Source organism: Ruegeria atlantica (assembly GCF_013032505.1).
Taxonomy (GTDB): domain Bacteria; phylum Pseudomonadota; class Alphaproteobacteria; order Rhodobacterales; family Rhodobacteraceae; genus Ruegeria; species Ruegeria atlantica_F.
Map to the genome: position 1 here is coordinate 1 of NZ_WQCG01000003.1, position 17,839 is coordinate 17,839.

The window sequence follows — 17,839 nt, forward strand, 5'->3', positions numbered from 1 at the left end:
GCAGCACAAAAAGAAAGGGCAGGTCTTTCGACCTGCCCAGCGCGATAGCACCGATTGGGAGGAGTGGGTGCGCCTCGCGGCGTTTGCTTACTTGGCAGCAGCAGCTTTCTTGGCAGCTGCAGTCACGTCGTTGGTGGCTTTTTTGACGGCCGCGGTTGCGTCTTCGGCTGCGTCTTTGCCAGCCGCCATCAGCAGCTCAACGGTTTCGGACTGAACTTTTTTCGCGATCTCAGCGAAGGCCGCCATGTTTTCAGCTGCAACTTCAGCCGATGCGCTGGCGAAGTCGGTTGCTGCCTTGGCGTAGTCAGCAGGCTCTGCCTTGGCTTTCGACATCTCGGTCAGCTTGGCCAGGGTGTCCTTGGTCCATTTATTCGAGATCTCAGCCGACTTTTCAGCCGCTTCCAGTGCAACACCCGACAGCTTTTCGTTCAGCGTCGCGGTCGATTTGAAAGCACCTTCCAGAGCGGCGGTGTCAACAGGGAACGCGCCCATAACGTCTTTCAGGGTCGCGGTGAAATCTTGCGTCTTTGCCATTGTCTTAAATCCTTTTGCCGAACCGGGCCCACCCCGGCTTTCATCAGCTTGAGGACAATATGGTTGCCGCAGCGCAGCATTGCAAGATTTTTCTTGCTGCACTGCAGAATAATTCTACGGGATGCATTGAAATCAAATACTTGCCTTGACCCGCACATAGGTCCCCGGTGCCGGGGCCAGGGCGGGATGGGCCGAATCGCCGGTCGCTCGCGCGGGCACCTGTTTACCCGACCGCTTCTTCAGCCAGAACAAGATGAGACTGACTGAGTGGACACCAACCTGCATACCCAGAAAGTTGTTTCTTGCCCTGTGGAACGTCATTTGATCTGCATCTTCAGGGGTGTTGTTCTGCTCCCGGGTGCAGATCCCAACCGAGCGCAGCAGTTACTCCGTCTCGAAGGTCAGACTGTCGCCCGAAACAATCACCACCACATTCTTGCCCATCCCCTTGGCACGCAGCAGCGTGGTCAGGATGCGAACATCGCACAAGAATATGCGCTTTGATTACCCGGGGATGTCGCCAGCGTAATTTCGGGTCTTCGACATTTTACCGATACCCGGATTAAAGGAATTGGTCGGATCGCAGCGCCTGTAATGTTCAGCCAGATCCGGCTTGGCCTTGTACAGATGTCCAACATTATGCTCGGCTGGGTATTCTGCCCCGCGCTCATCCAGGATCTTGAGCATCGCAGCCTTGATCGCCTTAGGATCGCACCCCTTTTTGACAATGTAATCCTGATGCATCACGTGACACATCAAGTGGCCATAATAGACTTTGCCCACCAATTGATCGGCAATTTCAGGTGGCAGAGTTTCAAACCAATCTCGATCGTCGCGACGCAGCGCGATATCCAGCGCAAGTATTTCTTCGACTTCATCTGAATGGACGTGGCCGTATCGCACGGCAGCACCTGCAGCTGCAAAACGATGCAGCCCGGCGATCTTGGCATCACGCGGTGTACAGCTGACGAATTCAGCACTTCGGGAGCCGAAGAATTCCGGAAGAAATGCAGCCGCCTCTTCGATACCACCGTCATGCATTTTCAGGATGAGATGGTGTTCGTACTTATCGCGGTACTCATACAAAAACCTCGGCAGATGCTCAGGCCAGAGTTTTGAGGCAACCTGCATGAACTTGTCGGTGAAACCGCGCGTCAGCGAAAACTTGTTCAGGCGCGAATCCACTGCCCCCTTCAAAGCAAAAAACATCGGCAGCCGGTCAGTCCCCAACTTGTCGATCATTACCAAGGTATCCTTGCCGTATTCCGCGGCGATGTCGAAGCATTCGCGATGCACATATTCAGCGGAAACAGGCAGGGTCTTAAAGCGCGTCAAGATATGGCGCCGCAAGTCGGTCAGGTCAGCAGGGTCGTTTGTACCGATGTAAAAGACCTGCTCACGCTCATAGATCGGGAATGTATCAAGCCGGACCGCAAAGACCGCTAGTTTACCCGCGCAACCTGACACTTCGTACAGTAGTCGGTCGTCGTTGTTGTACCGCGACGGCGTGTCCGCGTCGACATCCCGCAGGATCGTGGTGTAGTCCGGGTCAGAGGCATGGCGGCCTTGCGGCGTCGGGGCATTCATCTCGAAATCGCCGGCTTCAACCCGGGTCAGAATTTCTTCGGGTGTGTCGCCCAGGTCCAGACCCAGATGGTTGACCAGCTTCAACTCCCCGTCTGCTGTGATCTGAGCGAACAAGGCCAGCTCGGTGTAACTGGGGCCACGCTCGCACAGCGAGCCGCCGGAGTTGTTGCAAACCCCACCTAGGATTGAGGCACCGATACTGGATGAGCCAATCACCGAATGAGGTGTTCGCCCAAGCGGTCGCAGCCTCTTTTCCAGCTCAAACAACGACGCGCCGGGCAGGCTGAGAACCTGCTGCCCGTCCTGCAACAGATGCAGCCCTTTCATCCGACCAACGTTGATGAGAACTACATCGCGGTCGTACCCACTTTTTGGCGTGGATCCCTCGGTCAGGCCCGTATTTGATGCCTGCATGATGACGATCTTGTCAGCGGCGACGCAGGCCTGCAGGGCTTTCCACTGCTCCAGCAGAGTACCGGGTTGCACGACGCACAGTGCCCCGCCCTGCCCTGATCTGAACCCACGGCGGAACCGCTCAGTTGCGCGGTCGCCAGTCAAAACGTGGCGCGAGCCGACGATGGCACGAAACTCGGAGACTAGGGCTTCGTTGTTCATGCTGCGCTCCGATGCGGGTCGCCCAGTCCTGTCGCTGTATCGCGAAAGCGCAGGTTGCTGCACGACAGCTGATCAATTCGCGTAACGCCCATCAGCTTCATGTCGCGCTCGATCTCGGCGCGCATCAGCCCAAGCGCTCGTTCGACACCCGGCTGGCCGGCAGCCGCCAACGGGTACAGATAATGTCGCCCTACCCCAACTGCCTTGGCCCCCAACGACAGCGCTTTGAGTACATGGGTCCCGCGCTGAATACCGCTGTCCATCATAACATCCACGCGGTCGCCGACCGCATCCACGATCTCGGCCAGTTGGTCGAACGGCGTGCGCGAGCCGTCCAACTGGCGACCGCCGTGGTTTGAAAGGATGATTCCGGTGCACCCGATTTCAGCCGCGCGGCGGGCATCCTCGACCGTCATGATCCCCTTAAGGCAGAATTGGCCGTCCCATTCGCGTACCATGGCGGCCACATCCTCCCAATCCATGGAAGGGTCCAGCATGTCGGTGAAATAGCCGCCGATCGAGCTGGCACTGCCACCCATATCCACATGCTCATCCAGTTGCGGCAGGCGGAACTTTTCATGCGTGACATAATTGATGCCCCACATCGGTTTGATCGCGAATTGGATCATCCCACCCAGTGTCAGGCGGAACGGGATCGAGAAACCCGTTCGCAAGTCACGTTCACGATTGCCGCCGGTGATGCTGTCGACGGTCAGCATCATCACCTCGACGCCAGTCTCCTTGGCGCGTTGCATCATGGCAGAGTTCAGCCCGCGGTCTTTGTGAAAATAGAACTGATAGACTTGCGGGTTCTTGTGCTTTTGCCGCAGTTCTTCCATCGACACCGTGCCCAGAGACGACACACCGAACATGGTGCCATATTTCTCGGCAGCCGCGGCCACGGCACGCTCCCCTTGATGGTGGAACAATCGTTGCAGCGCAGTCGGCGAGCAATAGATCGGCATGTCCAACTTTTGCCCCATGACGGTGACGGACATGTCCACGTCTTTCACCCCGCGCAGAACAGAGGGCAACAGATCACACCGCTCAAACGTCCGGGTGTTTTCGCGATACGTCACTTCATCGTCCGCGCCGCCGTCGATGTAGTTAAAGATCGGCCCCGGCAGGCGGCGCTTGGCCAGCCTACGGAAGTCCTGGAAGTTATGGCAATCTTTCAGACGCATGTCTCTTCCTCCTTAATAGGCGACGGATGGCAGCCAGGTGGCAAGCGTGGGCCACAGGAAAACAAGCGCCAGCCCGGTCAATTGCAGTAAGACAAACGGAATAATGCCCTTGTAGATATGGGTCAGTTTTATCTCGGGCGGGCAGACGCCCTTGAGATAGAACAACGCGAAACCCACAGGCGGCGTCAGGAAGCTGGTCTGCAGCGTCACCGCCACCAGAATGACGAACCACACCAAGGCTGGTTCATCCAGAACACCGAAACCTGGGATGTCGATGCCCAGCCCATTTACGATGGGGCGCATCAGGGGCAGCACGATCAGCGTGATCTCGATCCAGTCCAGCACAAAGCCCAGCAGGAAGACAATGAACAGGATGAACAGGATCGTGCCATTGGCCCCAAACCCGGTGGACTGCACGACATGTTCAATCAACTCATCCCCACCGAGTTCCCGCAGGACATAAGAGAATACCGTCGCTCCCAGGAAGATCGCAAAGATGTAGGCGGTGGTGTTGAAAGTCGATACCAATACGTTCCAAAGTTTGGCGAACGTCAATTTGCGATACCCCAGCGCCAACAGCGTCGCGCCCAGCGCACCGATCCCCGAGGCTTCGGTTGGTGTGGTCAGGCCGGCAAAGATTGAACCCAGAACCGCAAGGATCAGCAATAGCGTCGGTATGACTGCGATCAGAACGTCCTTCACGGCGGCCCAGTCTGGGGCCGTTGCCCCCTCGGGCACAGGAGCCGCATCGCGCTTCACCATTGCCAGGATGAAGATGTAAGTCAGGTACAGGCCACCGATGATGACGCCCGGGAAGACCGCAGCCATGAACAGATCGCCCACAGACAAAGCCATCTGGTCTGCCATGATCACCAGCATGATTGACGGCGGGATCAGGATACCCAGCGTGCCAGAGGCTGAAACCACCCCAGCGGCCAAGGTGGGCTGATACTTCTGCTGCATCATCGACGGCAGTGACAGAACGCCCAGCAGCACAACGGAGGCACCGATGATGCCCGTAGAGGCTGCCAGAATGATCCCGATCAGCGTGACCGTGATCGCCAGACCGCCACGCACGGTGCCAAACAGGCGCTGCATCGAAGACATCAGACGTTCGGCTACCCCGCTTTCGTCCAGCATCAGCCCCATAAAGATGAACATCGGCAACGCCACCAGAACCGCGTTGGACATGGTCGCATAGACCCGGTTCACCACTGCGCCCAACGTCAGATAGTCGAGCCCGGTAAAGGTGCTCTCAAGCCCTGTCCACAGCATCAGGTCGTTGTCAAAAAGATAGGCCAGCCCGCAATAGGCGACGCCGACCCCGGCCAGCACCCAGGCCACAGGATATCCTGTAAAAAGCAGCGCAATGAATGTCAGGAACATTGCGATGACTAGTTTTTCCTCGGTCGTTTCGACCAAAAATGTCAGGCCAACGCAGACAGCTGCGAATACAGCAAGGACCAGCAGAATGCGACGCAGCGATGCGCCTTCGCGCTCCGATGCCGGTCCGTACATCAACGCGTGCCCATCATGGATCAGCCGCGCCAATGCGGCCAAACCCAGCAGAACGAAACTGATCGGAATGACCGCCTTGAATGCCCAACGCGCAGGCAGACCAGTGGGGCTGTCCGAGCGCTCGCTTACGCGGAAGCTTTCGTAGAAATAATCATACCCTTGGTCGATCATCAGATAGATGAATGGAGTCAGCAGGGTCAGAATGCCGATCACTTCGATCACACGCTGCGCCCGGCGAGAAAGCTGCATGTGCAGGACATCGACGCGAACATGGCTGTCCGTGATCAAGGCATAGGAAATGCCGATCATCGTGACGATGCCGTAAAAGTGCCACTGGATCTCGTCCAGTTTGGGATAGTTTTGGCTGAACAAATAGCGCAGCGAGACCTGACTGAAGATCGCGGCCATCAAAAGGACATTGGCCCACATCACCACGTGCCCGACGGTTTTTACACCAGTATCAATAGCAACGGCGATTTTTTGGCGGTCAGTTTCGGGGTGCTCCAGGATGCCTTCATAGGCTTCGACCGGATCATTGAGGTTCTTTTGCGTGGCCATGGGTAATCCTCGCTCAGTTGACCAGCGCGGGCGCGGTCAAGGGAATGCAGGTTCAAAATCCTGATAATGTCCGAGGCAGAGTTGTCCCTGCCCCGGACGCGTCAGCAAATCAGGTTACTGACGGGGGAGGAACGCGTTGGTTTTCCAAAGCACATATCCGTCGCGGAACTCATTCATGTCGGACAGAACCTTGGCAAAGAAGGCATCGTTGGCGGCCTCTTCGGCGGCAACCTCATCCCAGGTGGCGCGAAAGGTATCCAGCATCTCGGGCGACCATTGTTTGATAGTGACACCGTTGTTTTCGACGTTGTCGATCAGGGCTGCGTGCTGAATGGCCTCACCTTCGGCAAAGCTGTCAGCCATCGATGCCTTACAGGCGTTTTCGATGATCGCCTTGTGCTGCTCGCTGGTTTCGTTCCAGACATCCTTGTTGATCATCAACTCGAACACGGTCGCCTGCTGGTGCCAGCCGGGGAAATAGTTGAACTTGACCAGTTTATGAAAGCCCAGACGCGCGTCGATGGCTGGCATCGAAAACTCGGTTGCGTCGATAGCGCCTTTTTCAAGCGCGGGGAAAATCTCACCGCCTGGCAGCAACGAGGTTGCCACACCCAGTTTCTGCATAACCTTACCGCCCAAACCAAAGAAGCGCATTTTCAGGCCGTTCAGATCGTCGGGCGAATTGATCTCGGTCGCGAACCAGCCGGACGTTTCCGGGGCGATGACAGCGCAGGGGATGACGTGAACGTTATAGCCCGCTTGATCGTACATCTCTTGATACAGCGACATGCCGTTGCCGTAGTAAAGCCAAGCCATGTATTCGCCCGCCTCGGGTCCGAACGGAACGGCCGAGAACAGAGGTGCCGCGGGGATCTTGCCCGCCCAGTAACCTGCGGTGGTATAGCCTGAATTGATCTTGCCGGTAGACACTGCATCGAGAATTTCAAAAGGCGGGACCAGCTTACCCGGCTCATACACCTTCATCTTCAGCGTTCCGCCGGACATCAGGTCAAGCTGTTCGGCAACACGTGGGATTGGTGAGCCAAGGCCCGGCAGTTCAGTCGAGAACGCGATCGGGGTTTTTAGCAGCAGCTTATCGGCGGCAACCGCAGGCGCCGCCATCAGGCTGGCCGCCACAGCAAGGCTCGTCAGGGTCTTTTTCATGAAATCTCCTCCAGGGTCGGTCGGACGTGCTGTCCGATAAATGTGTGGCGCCAGACGTTCAGCGCCCACATTGGTAAATAAAGTTTACCAGATATATCAGTCAACAACTTTGTTTACCAATGGATCGCACAATTTAAGCCTTGAATGGGAAAGTGACGTGTTTGCTCGAGAACCACGCAGCGAAGCGTTCTGGGCGGAAAAGATCTTCTTTATTGTTTATTGGTAGGCAGTTGCGCTTCAAAAACCCGTGGACCTAGGCAAGAAAGTCCGCTGTTGAAAAATATTCAATCAAAGGTTACTTTTATTTACCAAATAGGTTCTGAAATCTTCTTCAGAGAGGCAAAACCACGATGAACACAACTGCGATTTTTGAACCAATCGGACACGAATCACTCTCAGACGCGGTGGTGGCTCAGATTGAAGATCTGATTGCCTCAGGGATACTCAAACAGGGCCGAAAGCTGCCATCGGAACGCGATCTAGCGGAAACCTTGCGCGTCTCCCGCCCCAAACTACGTGAGGCGCTAGCGGTTCTCGAAGAGCGCGGTCTGGTGACAACACAGCATGGTGAAGGCACCTTTGTTGCAGCATTGACTGGCAGTGCCATGCTCCCTGCCCTTTTGGCGCTGTACGAACGCCATGAACCTGCGTTTTTCGACTATCTCGAATATCGACGCGAGCAAGAGGGTTTTGCCGCCAAACTTGCCGCGCGGCGGGCGACCAAAGCGGATATAGAACGGATTACCGAAATCCTGGCCGAGGATGAGCGTGCGTGGCGCGAAAAGGACGCATTGGCCTCACGAGAGGCTGACTTTGCCCTGCACGCCGCAATTGTAGACGCCAGTCAGAACGCGACCCTTATTCACATGATGGCTTCGATCTACGAGCTCACACGCCAAGGCGTATTCTACAACCGTGATTTCCTGAAAACCATCGACGGCACAGGCAAGCTTTTGATGGAGCAACATCGCGAACTTGGAATGGCGGTCATTGAAGGTGACGAAACCCGCGCGGTAAAGGCCGCCCATGACCACATCGACTTTGTCGAGGAGTCATTCAAGCTGGGTATGGAAAGACGCCGCCGCGAAGCGATGGCTGAAAAGCGTCGCATTCTGTCTGATCCAAAAGCCTGATCCCGAAGTGGCACAGTCGCTCAGGCCGTGCCTATTTTCCGATGATCTCAATCATGTAGTCGCGACGGGCTGCGGCCGGAGGTGGCTGAAAAGGAGCTGCCGCGCGCACCTGAGCAAGCGCCACCTGATCCAGACGTTTCGATCCCGAGCTGCGTTTGACTATGACACTGACCAGCGCACCATTGTCGCCGATCCGAAAGCTCACCAGCACCGCGCCGCGAATATTGACATTCTTGCGCCGGGCGCGAGTGATCTTGCGCATCACGTGCCCTCTGTAATTGCTGACTTCGGCATTACCCTGCCCGGCCGCCGTGGACGTTGACTTTTTGGCCGTCGCAGCACCTTCGCTGGTTTTTCCCGACGCATTGCCTTTCTTCGCGCTTTTTTCAGAGTTCCCCGCCTGCGAAGCGACCTGATCGACCTTTTGTTTCGTCGGCTCTGCCGGTTTTTGGTCTGGGGTCTGTGCGACCACCTCAGTCTTTGGCGGAACCTTCGCGGGTTCTGCTTTTTGCGCGTCGACAGGTTTTTGCACACGGGTCACCGGAACGACCGCCGTGCTGTTTGTGACGGTATGGTCGGTTTCTGTGGAAATTGCCACCTGGGCCTGAGATGTCGGACTAACTGCGGCGTGTTGCTGTGTCGGTGTCACTGCTGGTTGATGCGCAGTGGCGGGTGCCGAAGCGGTCGCCCCGGTCACATAGTCCTTGAAGGCATCCCCCAACGCAGCAACCTCGCCCGAGCCGCCGCCTTCGACAAGCACCGTTTCACCTACAGAAAAGTCGTTCAGGGCAAGAACATGGGTTGCTGCAGCCAATGCCAGGGCGGCAACGGCAACGGCGCGGGATCTGGGTATCATTGCAAGCCCCTTTCGGCGACCACATAGACCCGTTTGGCGCCCAGAGCTCTCAATGCATCACTGACCTCTTTCAGCCGAACAGCAGGCAAAGCCCGATCCGGCACAACGCGAACGTCATCCAGCGGCAGATTGATCGATGCGCGTTCAACATACGCCTCAACACCGGTCAACTCGGCACCCCGGTATTCCAACGTACCGTTGCTCCGGATGACCAAAGCGTCGGGTGGCTCACGACCTTCCAGGTCACTTGTTTCCACCAGCTTCACCGATTGGCTCAACGGAGGCGCAAGTGTGCCGGCAATCATGAAGAAAATAAGCATCAAAAAGACGACATTGATCAGTGCGATCGTCGGCTCTCGGCCCTGTTTTGCTTTGGGCTTCAGCTGAATCATCCGATCACCTGTGCGCGCAACTGCTTTACACCGCTCAGAACTGAAAGCAGGTCGATCAATTGTTGCGAAGTTGCGTCCTGTCCAAGACTGATCAGCGCGATTTGAGGCTTTCCAGCCGCCATAACCGCGGCCACATCTTCGAACGCGGCAGAAGAGCCATCCACCAGAATGCGGTTGGCTTCGAGTTTGACAAAACGGATTGCCCGGTCTGTTTCTGTGCCTCCGGCGGCAGCGGTGGCGAATTCGATTTCGCCATACTTTGAAAACGTTGACGTAAGCATGAAGAACAAAAGCAGCAGGAAAATGACGTCGATCAGGGAAGTCATCGACAGGCGTCTGCGCCGTTTTCTGCGAACGTTAAGTGCCATGAATGAACATCGGCTGCGGTGATTTCTCGTTTTCGGGCCCATCCTCGGCATACCCCGGTGCAAACACCGTTCTCAATGCACGGTTGGCAAAACTACGCTCTCGGTTCATGCGCGCCTCGAACCACGTCAGAACCATCGAAGTCGGCATCGCGACCGCAAGTCCGGCAGCGGTTGTCAACAGGGCCACCCAAATGCCACCGGCGAGCAGCGATGGATCAACGGAATTGCCCGCCCCCTGAAGGGTTTGGAACGCTTCGATCATACCCAGAACGGTCCCGAACAAGCCCAGAAGCGGCGCAAGTTGGGCCACCATATCCAATACGTTGAACCCTTGCTCAAGTTGAGCGAACCGCGCTTCGGCTTCAGCGTCGGTACGCTCGGACAGGGTGCGATCCTCACCTGATAAGGCCATGGCGATCACCGGAGCCAGGTAGCTGCGGCTTTTGCCCAGATGCGCCCTGGTTTCAGCAAGGTCTTGACGATCCCAGGCCTGAATGGCGCGCGAAAGCTCAATATGACGACCGACCCCTGCGGCGCGGAACTGCCACAGTTTGTACAAAACCAATGAGAGCGTTGCGATTGAAGTCGCGATCAAGATGGCGACAACCGGCCCACCTAAATCCAGAATTTCCGATATTTTTCTTATAACTGCGTCCATAAATTCACCCAATCACTTCGGTTTCAAGACGGCTTGTGAGCGTCAACCCGGACATGCAGGCATCTGCCAGATCGGATTGGGTCTCGCATTCCTGCACACCGTTGATCAGAATTCGGCTGATCTGATCACACGCCATGTCGTTGAACTGGAATTGCCTTACGCGAGGTTTGCCTGAAGGTAGTTCCGCAAAGTCCAGCAATGTCATAAGGGTCACCTGACCTTCAGCGCCAAAAAGAACGGTCTCATAGACAGCGCCGTCGATATCGATTTCATAGGCGTTTTCAGCAACAAAGCTCAGCAGGCAATTTTCGCCCTTTGCCTCAGCGTTGCTGAGCTCAATCGTCACGCCGCCGGGCTTTTGCGTTTCGTCTGCGCTGACATACCCTGCCCCCAAAAATGGGAGCAGGGTCAGCAGGACCACCCGAGCATTTCTTTTTATGGATGTTTGCATGACTGGTCCTTTCGCTTGGATCAGAAGGTTTTAGCCAGAGTCAGCTTGAAGTTCCGGCCTGGTGAGTTGCGGGTCGAAAGGTTCGGCAGATAGTTCTTGTCGAAGATGTTTTCGATACCTGCGCGGACCTCGAAGCCCTGGAATGCACCCTCTTGCGGCAGATAGGTCGCCCGCAGGGTATTCACGCCGTAGCCGGCAACTGGATCGCCGCTGGAATCGGTGCCGGATTTGGCTCCGAAAAGCTCCCAACTGACGTCCAGTGTTTCACCAAAGCGTTTGCCAACGGTCACGCGTGCAGAGTCTGTCGGCTCATTCCGCCAAGGCGAATCCACGCCAAGCGAGCTGGTCTCGGTTCCTTTGACGATGTTTGCATTGAAGTCGACATAGTAACCAGCCGCACTGGCATAGGACGCTTCGATTTCCACGCCTTTGGTTTCAACTTCCTGCAAGGGCCGCGAAGGGCTACCAGACACGTAAGACGTGATGTCCCACAGATCGGTTTTGTAAAAGTTGACCTTGGCCCGGACCACGTCGCCTGCGGCAAAAACATCGCCTCGGTTATACGAGAACCCTGCTTCCCATGTGCGCGATTTTTCGGGCTGGGTCATGTACGCGGGTGTGCCCAGATCGTCGATAATCGGCAGGCTTTCCGTGTATGCACCGCCGCCGAACACAGCGAAACCACTGGCAAATTCGTATCGCGCAGACAAACCGCTCATCAGGGCGTCGTTGTCATAGCTTTCGTTGCGCGGCGCAGGCGCATCGCCGTCACCTTTGATATCCTGCGTCTCGTACCGAATGGCCGGTGTAATGGTCAGCTGGTCGCCAATCTGGATGTCGTCAACAGCAAACAAGGCGACCCTGCGGTCGGTGCCACCAGGGGCCGACGGCGCGTCCAGACGCTCGCGATTGATGAACTCGATCCCGGCGCGCAGATCGTGCGAGGCGACTCCAGTCTGGAAGTAGGACGTATTTTTGATCGTCAGCTTCGTTGTTTCATAATTGTGGGTTGCATCGGCCAGCCCGCGAATGCTTGGGAAGAATGGCGTTCCTTCGAGGCTGGAAGACCCGGGAACATAAGAACTGTCGATCTTCTGTTCCGAGTAGCTGAAATTCACATCCAGATCGATCAGGTCGTTGCCAGCCGGGCGGTACTGATATCGCAGAATGCCGATTTTCGTCTCGATATCACGGTCTACGTTACCAAATGAATCCGATGTCGTGCCGAACGAGTCATACGGCACATCCCGCTCTTCCGAGGTCGACTGGTTATATGACGCGGTGATCGAGTGCTCTAGGTCGTCACCAAAGCTGTATTTACCCTTTGCCAGAAGCGACGGCAGCGTAAAGGCACTGTTGCCGATCGTATCGCCATTGCCGTCCTTCTGATCGTCCTGGTCACGGTAGGTGTAGTTGAACAGGAATTCGGTCTGACGGTTGGGTTGCCAGGCCAGGATCGACGAGGACGCAAAGCCGTTACCATTGGAATAGCCCTCCAGCGTTTGGCGGAACCGGAATCCCGGCTCACCACCGGTGAAATCTGACGCGTCTTTGGTTTCCAACTGAACCACGCCGCCAACGACACCCGAACCGTATTCAAACGATCCCACTGTGCCGCGGATTACCGAAACGCTTTTGTACAACTGCGGGTCGGTGAACAACTGGTTGCCGATCCGATACAGCTCTTCTGCTCCGGTTGTCGCCCCATCGACCAGGATCAGCACTTTTTGGTCTGTCCCGAAGGTACTGTTAGCACCAAAGCCCCGAATGTTGATCCCCGAACCCTGCGGTGTTGAACCGTTGACCAGCGTCACACCGGGCACCGTGTCGATCAGTTCTGCTACGGTGTTGGCCTGACGATCATTGATCTCTTCCTGATCAATATTGGTAATCGGCACTGCTGTATCCGTCTGGATTTCCCGCTTACTTTCACCCAGCTCAAGCGTACCAAGGAAGCCGTCATCCTGCTCCTGCGCCGAAGCGCTTGCTGCGATCATGCTGAGGCACGACACCGTACCCAGCAACCCCATCTTTTGAATCCGCGAACGCATTTCTGTCCCTTCGAAACTTTTAAGAGGACCGGAAATGCTTGCTCCGTGCTGGCTTGGTCAGTCTTTTTGATTTTTGGAATCGCCGTTGATTGGCGACTTGTGCTCGTTAATAAAGCTGACTAAAACAGTCAACATAAATTCTCGACCGTTTAAACGGCATCCGCCAGCGGGCCTCTGACTGAGTCAAAGGCAAAGCCAGCTTCCCAATCATGACACTCGAAGATGGAAAAAACCATGACGGAACAGGTGGTTCTGCCCCCCGAGCAAATACGTGCAGCTTATGCTGATAATACTGGAAAACGTGACCGCGACCTTGCGGAATCGCTGGGGATTACCGAAGCGGTCCTGGTCGCTGCTTTTACCGGCATAGATGTGACGCGGTTAACGTCAAACCTGGATGACATCTTCCCAAAGCTTCACGGGCTGGGTGAAGTCATGGCGCTGACGCGCAACCCTTCTTGCGTCATTGAGAAGGTCGGGCAGTACGACAACTACCATTCCGGTGCACATGCTTCGATGGTGTTGACCGAAGATATCGACTTGCGCATGTTCCCCAGCCATTGGGTCCATGCCTTCGCGGTTGAGCGTGCAACAGCAAGTGGGACTAAGCGGTCCATTCAGGTTTTCGATGCGGCCGGGGATGCGGTACACAAAATCTTTCTGCGCCAGGGTTCTGACTTGAACCACTGGAAAGACCTTGTCCGCGAGTTGAAAGCAGATGACCAATCGCAATCGCTAGAGGTTGAGGCGCGCAAGCCGACCGAGGTCGCCAAAGAAAACCTGGACAAAGTCGAACTATTGCGAAGCGAATGGGCCAAGATGACCGACACCCATCAGTTCATGCGGCTGACCTCAAAGCTTAAAATGAACCGCTTGGGAGCTTACCGCATCGCTGGCGAACCACTTGTTCGGGAACTGCGAACGGAAACCGTTTCCCAGTTGTTCGAACAGGTCCGGGACCAAGGTCTTGAAGTTATGGTGTTCGTCGGCAATCGCGGATGTATTGAAATTCACGGCGGACCGGTTGAGACGCTCAAGCAGATGGGACCGTGGTTCAACGTGCTTGATCCGCGTTTCAACCTTCACCTGCGTTCCGACCATATTGCCGAGGTATGGGCGGTCTCCAAGCCCACCCAACGAGGCCCCGCTGTTTCGGTTGAGGCATTCGATGCCGAGGGTGGCCTTATTCTGCAAGTCTTTGGCCGCCGTTCAGGCGAAAAGGATCATCGCCCGGCCTGGGATCAGCTTGTGGCAGGCCTACAATCCAAAATTGAAGCCGAGGTAGCGTGATGAATTCCCTTCGCAAGTTCTCATCTGTCATCGCGCTGGTCGGTGGGACGTTCGGAACCTCAGCCATCGCAGCAGATGACGCCGAACCAAACCGCATCATCGCCATTGGCAGCTCCGTGACCGAGATCGTTTACGCCTTGAGTCAGCAGGATCGTCTTGTTGGTCGGGACCGGACATCGACCTATCCGACTGATGTGCTTGATCTGCCAGATGTCGGCTACATACGCGCGCTGTCTCCCGAAGGGGTCTTGTCGGTGAAACCCGATCTGATCGTGGCGCTGGAAGGATCCGGTCCGCCCGAAGCGGTAGAGGTTCTGAAAGAGGCTGGCGTGCCGTTCGTTTCGATCAGCGAAGATTATTCTCGCGACGGGGTTGTTGAGAAAATCCGGGCAGTCGGGGCCGCACTGGGTGTCGAAGAGGCCGCTGAAGAGCTTGCCGTTCAAACCGGCACCAAGATTGACGGGGCCCATTCAAGCGCAATCGACGCCTCGGTGGATGGCTCGTCCCGGGTCCTGTTTGTGCTATCGGCACAGGACAATCGCATCATGGTTGGCGGCGCAGATACACAGGCAGACAGTATCATCCGCTTGGCTGGCGGCGTGAACGCAGCTGGCAACGTATCGGGTTTCAAACCCATGACACCCGAGGCGATTGCCACAACCGCGCCAGACGTAATCCTGATGATGGATCGGCAAGGCAACCACATCACCGCCAATGAAGAGCTGTTCGCCATGCCTGCCATCAAACTGACGCCCGCAGGTCAAAACAAGCGGCTGATCCGCATGCCGGGGGCGTATCTGCTGGGCTTTGGCCCTCGTACTGCTGATGCGATTGCCGATCTGTCGGCAGAGTTGCAGAAAATGAGTGATTCATGACACTTGCAATGGACCACGAAGGGCTGAACGTGGCGGCGCACGACCGACGGATAGTGGCGCGCCGGGTCACCTTGGCCCTCATGGGGCTGTTGGTCATCACCAGTATTTTTAGCATCTCGGTTGGCGCGTCAGACGCTTCAGTCCGCACCGCATTTTCCGATCTGATCGCCGGGCGCGAAATGTCGGACCTTGACCGGATCGTCTTGTGGGACATCCGGCTGCCCCGGTTGGCGTTGGGGATTATGGTTGGGGCCGCGCTGGCGGTTTCCGGCGTGGTGATGCAGGGTTTGTTCCGCAACCCCCTGGCCGACCCGGGAATTGTGGGCGTCAGTGCAGGTGCTGGTCTGGGAGCAATTTCCGCAATCATTCTGGGTGGCTACCTGCCCGTCTCTATTCTGGCTTGGGTCGGCAACAGCCTGGTCGCTGTTGCGGCATTTCTGGGCGGGTGGACATCCGTCTTGCTGCTCTATCGCGTTTCAACGCGCGGCGGGCAGACGTCAGTTGCAACCATGCTGTTGGCCGGCATCGCGTTGGGAGCATTGTCAGGCGCAGTGTCCGGAGTTCTGGTCTATATGGCCGATGATCAACAGCTGCGCGATCTGACGTTCTGGGGCATGGGCTCGCTGGCTGGCGCGACATGGACCAAGGCGGCAACGGCTGCTCCGATCATCTTGATTTCGGTATTTGTGGCGCAGTTCCTTGCTCGTGCGCTAAACGGCATGGCGATGGGCGAAGCCGTTGCGCATCACATGGGAATCCCGGTTCAGCGCAGCAAAAACATCGCCATTCTGGCGGTGGCGGGCGCAACCGGCGCTGCAGTCGCGGTGTCCGGAGGCATTGGTTTCATCGGCATCGTCGTTCCGCATCTGCTGCGATTGGCGACCGGACCAGACCATCATCGCCTGCTGATTAACTCGGCCCTGTTGGGGGCCAGTCTGTTGCTGTGTGCCGATATGATCAGCCGCCTGATTGTTGCGCCGGCTGAGTTGCCGATTGGTATCGTAACCGCAATCCTAGGCGCTCCGGTATTCCTGTGGATCCTGCTGCGGCGCCACGGAACTATGGGAATGTAAGTGATGAAGGGCGAAAACATACACGTCAAACTTGGCCGGAAAGAGATTCTGCACGGGGTGGACTTTGAAGCGGAACCTGGAAAGGTCACGGCGATCATTGGTCCGAACGGTTCGGGAAAATCAACTTTTCTCAAAGCCTTATCTGGCGAAATTCAATCCTCAGGCAAGGTTTCCCTGAACGGGCGCGACATTTCTGAACTGAAGCCTTGGCAACTGGCCGCAATGCGCGGTGTGCTGCCGCAATCGTCAACCGTTGCCTTCCCCTTCACTGTGCTCGAGATTGTCCGACTGGGTCTTGCGAACGGACTGGCCGCTGGAGATGACAGCCTTCCATCCCGTGCGCTGGCTCATGTCGACCTCAAGGGATTCGAACACCGTTCGTATCAGAACCTGTCAGGTGGCGAACAGCAACGCGTTCAACTTGCCCGCGTTCTGACACAGGTCTGGGACGCAACCTATCACGAGCAATCCAGATGGCTGTTGTTGGACGAACCTGTTGCCAGCCTCGACATTGCGCATCAATTCACCGTGCTGGGTGTTGCCAGAAACTTTGCCACACAAGGCGGCGGCGTTGTTGTGGTAATGCACGATCTGAACCTGACAGCGCTGTTTGCAGATTATGTGTATGTCATGTCGGAAGGATCTGTTTGGGGATCGGGCACGCCAACTGCCATTCTAAATGACCAAACGATGCGGCAAGTCTATGGCATCGACCTACCGATTAGCACCCTGCCAAAAGGTCAGGTTCCGTTCATCCTGCCGCAAGCCATGCGGCAGAACGTGACGGCATAAGAATCTTGTTTAGGGGGGCGGCATTTTTGCAAACTGAAATGCCCGCCTTCCTCTTGTGCTGAAACTAGACGCCGTACCGGCTCAATATCATGTCAACGCTGCTTTCTATGGTCGCGGTCATCTCGGCTTCGTTCAGAACGTTGCCCGTAAAAACCATCGGCCAGAAAGCTCTGGACTTGATCAGCCCGATGAATTCCTGCCCTGCCTGTTCGGGGTTTTCGATCCGCAACTGCCCGTCCTCGGCGGCATCCTTCAGCATTTCGATAAAGATCGCCGTTTTATCGAGCTTACCCTGAGCAGCAGCAGCCAGATCGGGGTTGCGCAAAGTTTCGCTGATCACCATCCGTGCCATCGCCATCACTTCGGGAAGCATCAGAACGCGTCCTTCGGCCCAGGCCAGATCGGTCAACTGTTCCCGGATATCACGCCCTTTTTCATAGCGGACATCCCGCACGGCTGCGAACCGGTTGGACAGCTCCAAAACGATGGATCGAAACAAGTTTTCTTTGCTTTCAAAGTACTTGTACAGAGTGCGCTTTGACACCTCAGCCTGCGCCGAGATGCGGTCCATGCTGGCAGCGGCGAACCCCTTTTCCTGGAATTCAACTACGGCTGCCTCAATGATCTGAGCATGTTTGGACGCATTCGGCGTTGTGCATTCGTTCATATCCAAAGCTATAGACGTATTGACAGATAAAGGTCAAACACTACGTAAACTCTCCAGTTTACACGCGTGGATT

The 17,839-nt window shown here is 56.2% G+C and carries 17 protein-coding genes; 5 read left to right on the forward strand and 12 right to left on the reverse strand.

Going from position 1 to position 17,839, the window contains the following annotated elements:
• Positions 1 to 87: 87 nt before the first annotated feature.
• From GOW92_RS11630 to GOW92_RS11650, 5 genes are all read right to left on the reverse strand, one after another.
• A complete protein-coding gene (locus GOW92_RS11630) occupies positions 88 to 534 on the reverse strand; it encodes a phasin family protein (protein ID WP_170560792.1) in 447 nt (148 codons plus the stop codon).
• Between the two features lie 504 nt (positions 535 to 1,038).
• Positions 1,039 to 2,736, reverse strand: a complete 1,698-nt coding sequence (gene dld, locus GOW92_RS11635; protein ID WP_170560793.1) for a D-lactate dehydrogenase — start codon at positions 2,734 to 2,736, stop codon at positions 1,039 to 1,041.
• Positions 2,733 to 3,920 (reverse strand): alpha-hydroxy acid oxidase, encoded by a 1,188-nt coding sequence (locus GOW92_RS11640; RefSeq protein ID WP_170560794.1) that lies wholly within the window; start codon positions 3,918 to 3,920, stop codon positions 2,733 to 2,735. Before GOW92_RS11640 ends, dld begins: the two co-directional genes overlap by 4 nt.
• 12 nt (positions 3,921 to 3,932) lie before the next feature.
• Positions 3,933 to 5,996: a TRAP transporter large permease subunit gene (locus GOW92_RS11645; protein WP_170560795.1), complete on the reverse strand. Its 2,064-nt coding sequence runs from the start codon at positions 5,994 to 5,996 to the stop codon at positions 3,933 to 3,935.
• Between the two features lie 114 nt (positions 5,997 to 6,110).
• On the reverse strand, positions 6,111 to 7,160 hold the full coding sequence (locus tag GOW92_RS11650; protein WP_170560796.1) for a TRAP transporter substrate-binding protein: 1,050 nt from the start codon (positions 7,158 to 7,160) through the stop codon (positions 6,111 to 6,113).
• A 350-nt stretch (positions 7,161 to 7,510) separates the two neighbouring features.
• Here GOW92_RS11650 and GOW92_RS11655 point away from each other — a divergent pair, with 350 nt between their 5' ends.
• Positions 7,511 to 8,293, forward strand: a complete 783-nt coding sequence (locus GOW92_RS11655; protein ID WP_170560797.1) for a FadR/GntR family transcriptional regulator — start codon at positions 7,511 to 7,513, stop codon at positions 8,291 to 8,293.
• A 31-nt stretch (positions 8,294 to 8,324) separates the two neighbouring features.
• On the opposite strand, the gene GOW92_RS11660 is transcribed toward GOW92_RS11655, so the two are convergent.
• The 6 genes from GOW92_RS11660 to GOW92_RS11685 are packed head-to-tail and all read right to left on the reverse strand — an operon-like array spanning position 8,325 to position 13,069.
• The gene (locus tag GOW92_RS11660; protein WP_170560798.1) at positions 8,325 to 9,149 is read right to left on the reverse strand and encodes an energy transducer TonB; all 825 of its coding nucleotides are present in this window, start codon (positions 9,147 to 9,149) and stop codon (positions 8,325 to 8,327) included.
• Complete coding sequence (locus GOW92_RS11665; RefSeq protein WP_170560799.1) at positions 9,146 to 9,541, reverse strand: ExbD/TolR family protein; 396 nt, start codon at positions 9,539 to 9,541, stop codon at positions 9,146 to 9,148. The genes GOW92_RS11660 and GOW92_RS11665 overlap by 4 nt, the downstream gene beginning before the upstream one ends.
• A complete protein-coding gene (locus GOW92_RS11670) occupies positions 9,538 to 9,909 on the reverse strand; it encodes a biopolymer transporter ExbD (RefSeq protein ID WP_170560800.1) in 372 nt (123 codons plus the stop codon). Before GOW92_RS11670 ends, GOW92_RS11665 begins: the two co-directional genes overlap by 4 nt.
• The gene (locus tag GOW92_RS11675) at positions 9,899 to 10,567 is read right to left on the reverse strand and encodes a MotA/TolQ/ExbB proton channel family protein (RefSeq protein ID WP_170560801.1); all 669 of its coding nucleotides are present in this window, start codon (positions 10,565 to 10,567) and stop codon (positions 9,899 to 9,901) included. Before GOW92_RS11675 ends, GOW92_RS11670 begins: the two co-directional genes overlap by 11 nt.
• A gap of 4 nt (positions 10,568 to 10,571) precedes the next feature.
• Entirely contained in the window at positions 10,572 to 11,018 is a 447-nt protein-coding gene (locus tag GOW92_RS11680) for a hypothetical protein (RefSeq protein WP_170560802.1), read from the reverse strand.
• Between the two features lie 20 nt (positions 11,019 to 11,038).
• Positions 11,039 to 13,069: a TonB-dependent receptor domain-containing protein gene (locus GOW92_RS11685; RefSeq protein ID WP_254453015.1), complete on the reverse strand. Its 2,031-nt coding sequence runs from the start codon at positions 13,067 to 13,069 to the stop codon at positions 11,039 to 11,041.
• Between the two features lie 234 nt (positions 13,070 to 13,303).
• Here GOW92_RS11685 and GOW92_RS11690 point away from each other — a divergent pair, with 234 nt between their 5' ends.
• Genes GOW92_RS11690 through GOW92_RS11705 form a run of 4 tightly spaced genes read left to right on the forward strand, consistent with a single transcriptional unit; the run spans position 13,304 to position 17,099 of the window.
• Positions 13,304 to 14,359, forward strand: coding sequence for a hemin-degrading factor (locus GOW92_RS11690; RefSeq protein ID WP_170560803.1), 1,056 nt, complete (start codon positions 13,304 to 13,306; stop codon positions 14,357 to 14,359).
• Complete coding sequence (locus GOW92_RS11695; protein ID WP_170560804.1) at positions 14,359 to 15,234, forward strand: heme/hemin ABC transporter substrate-binding protein; 876 nt, start codon at positions 14,359 to 14,361, stop codon at positions 15,232 to 15,234. Before GOW92_RS11690 ends, GOW92_RS11695 begins: the two co-directional genes overlap by 1 nt.
• On the forward strand, positions 15,231 to 16,307 hold the full coding sequence (locus tag GOW92_RS11700) for a FecCD family ABC transporter permease (RefSeq protein WP_254453016.1): 1,077 nt from the start codon (positions 15,231 to 15,233) through the stop codon (positions 16,305 to 16,307). The genes GOW92_RS11695 and GOW92_RS11700 overlap by 4 nt, the downstream gene beginning before the upstream one ends.
• Before the next feature lie 3 nt (positions 16,308 to 16,310).
• Positions 16,311 to 17,099 carry a heme ABC transporter ATP-binding protein gene (locus GOW92_RS11705; protein WP_174822503.1) on the forward strand — a complete coding sequence of 263 codons (789 nt, stop codon included), beginning with the start codon at positions 16,311 to 16,313 and terminating at the stop codon, positions 17,097 to 17,099.
• Positions 17,100 to 17,163: 64 nt separating this feature from the next.
• Here the strand turns inward: GOW92_RS11705 and GOW92_RS11710 are convergent, their stop codons facing one another.
• Positions 17,164 to 17,766: a TetR/AcrR family transcriptional regulator gene (locus GOW92_RS11710; protein ID WP_170560806.1), complete on the reverse strand. Its 603-nt coding sequence runs from the start codon at positions 17,764 to 17,766 to the stop codon at positions 17,164 to 17,166.
• Positions 17,767 to 17,839: the final 73 nt, after the last annotated feature.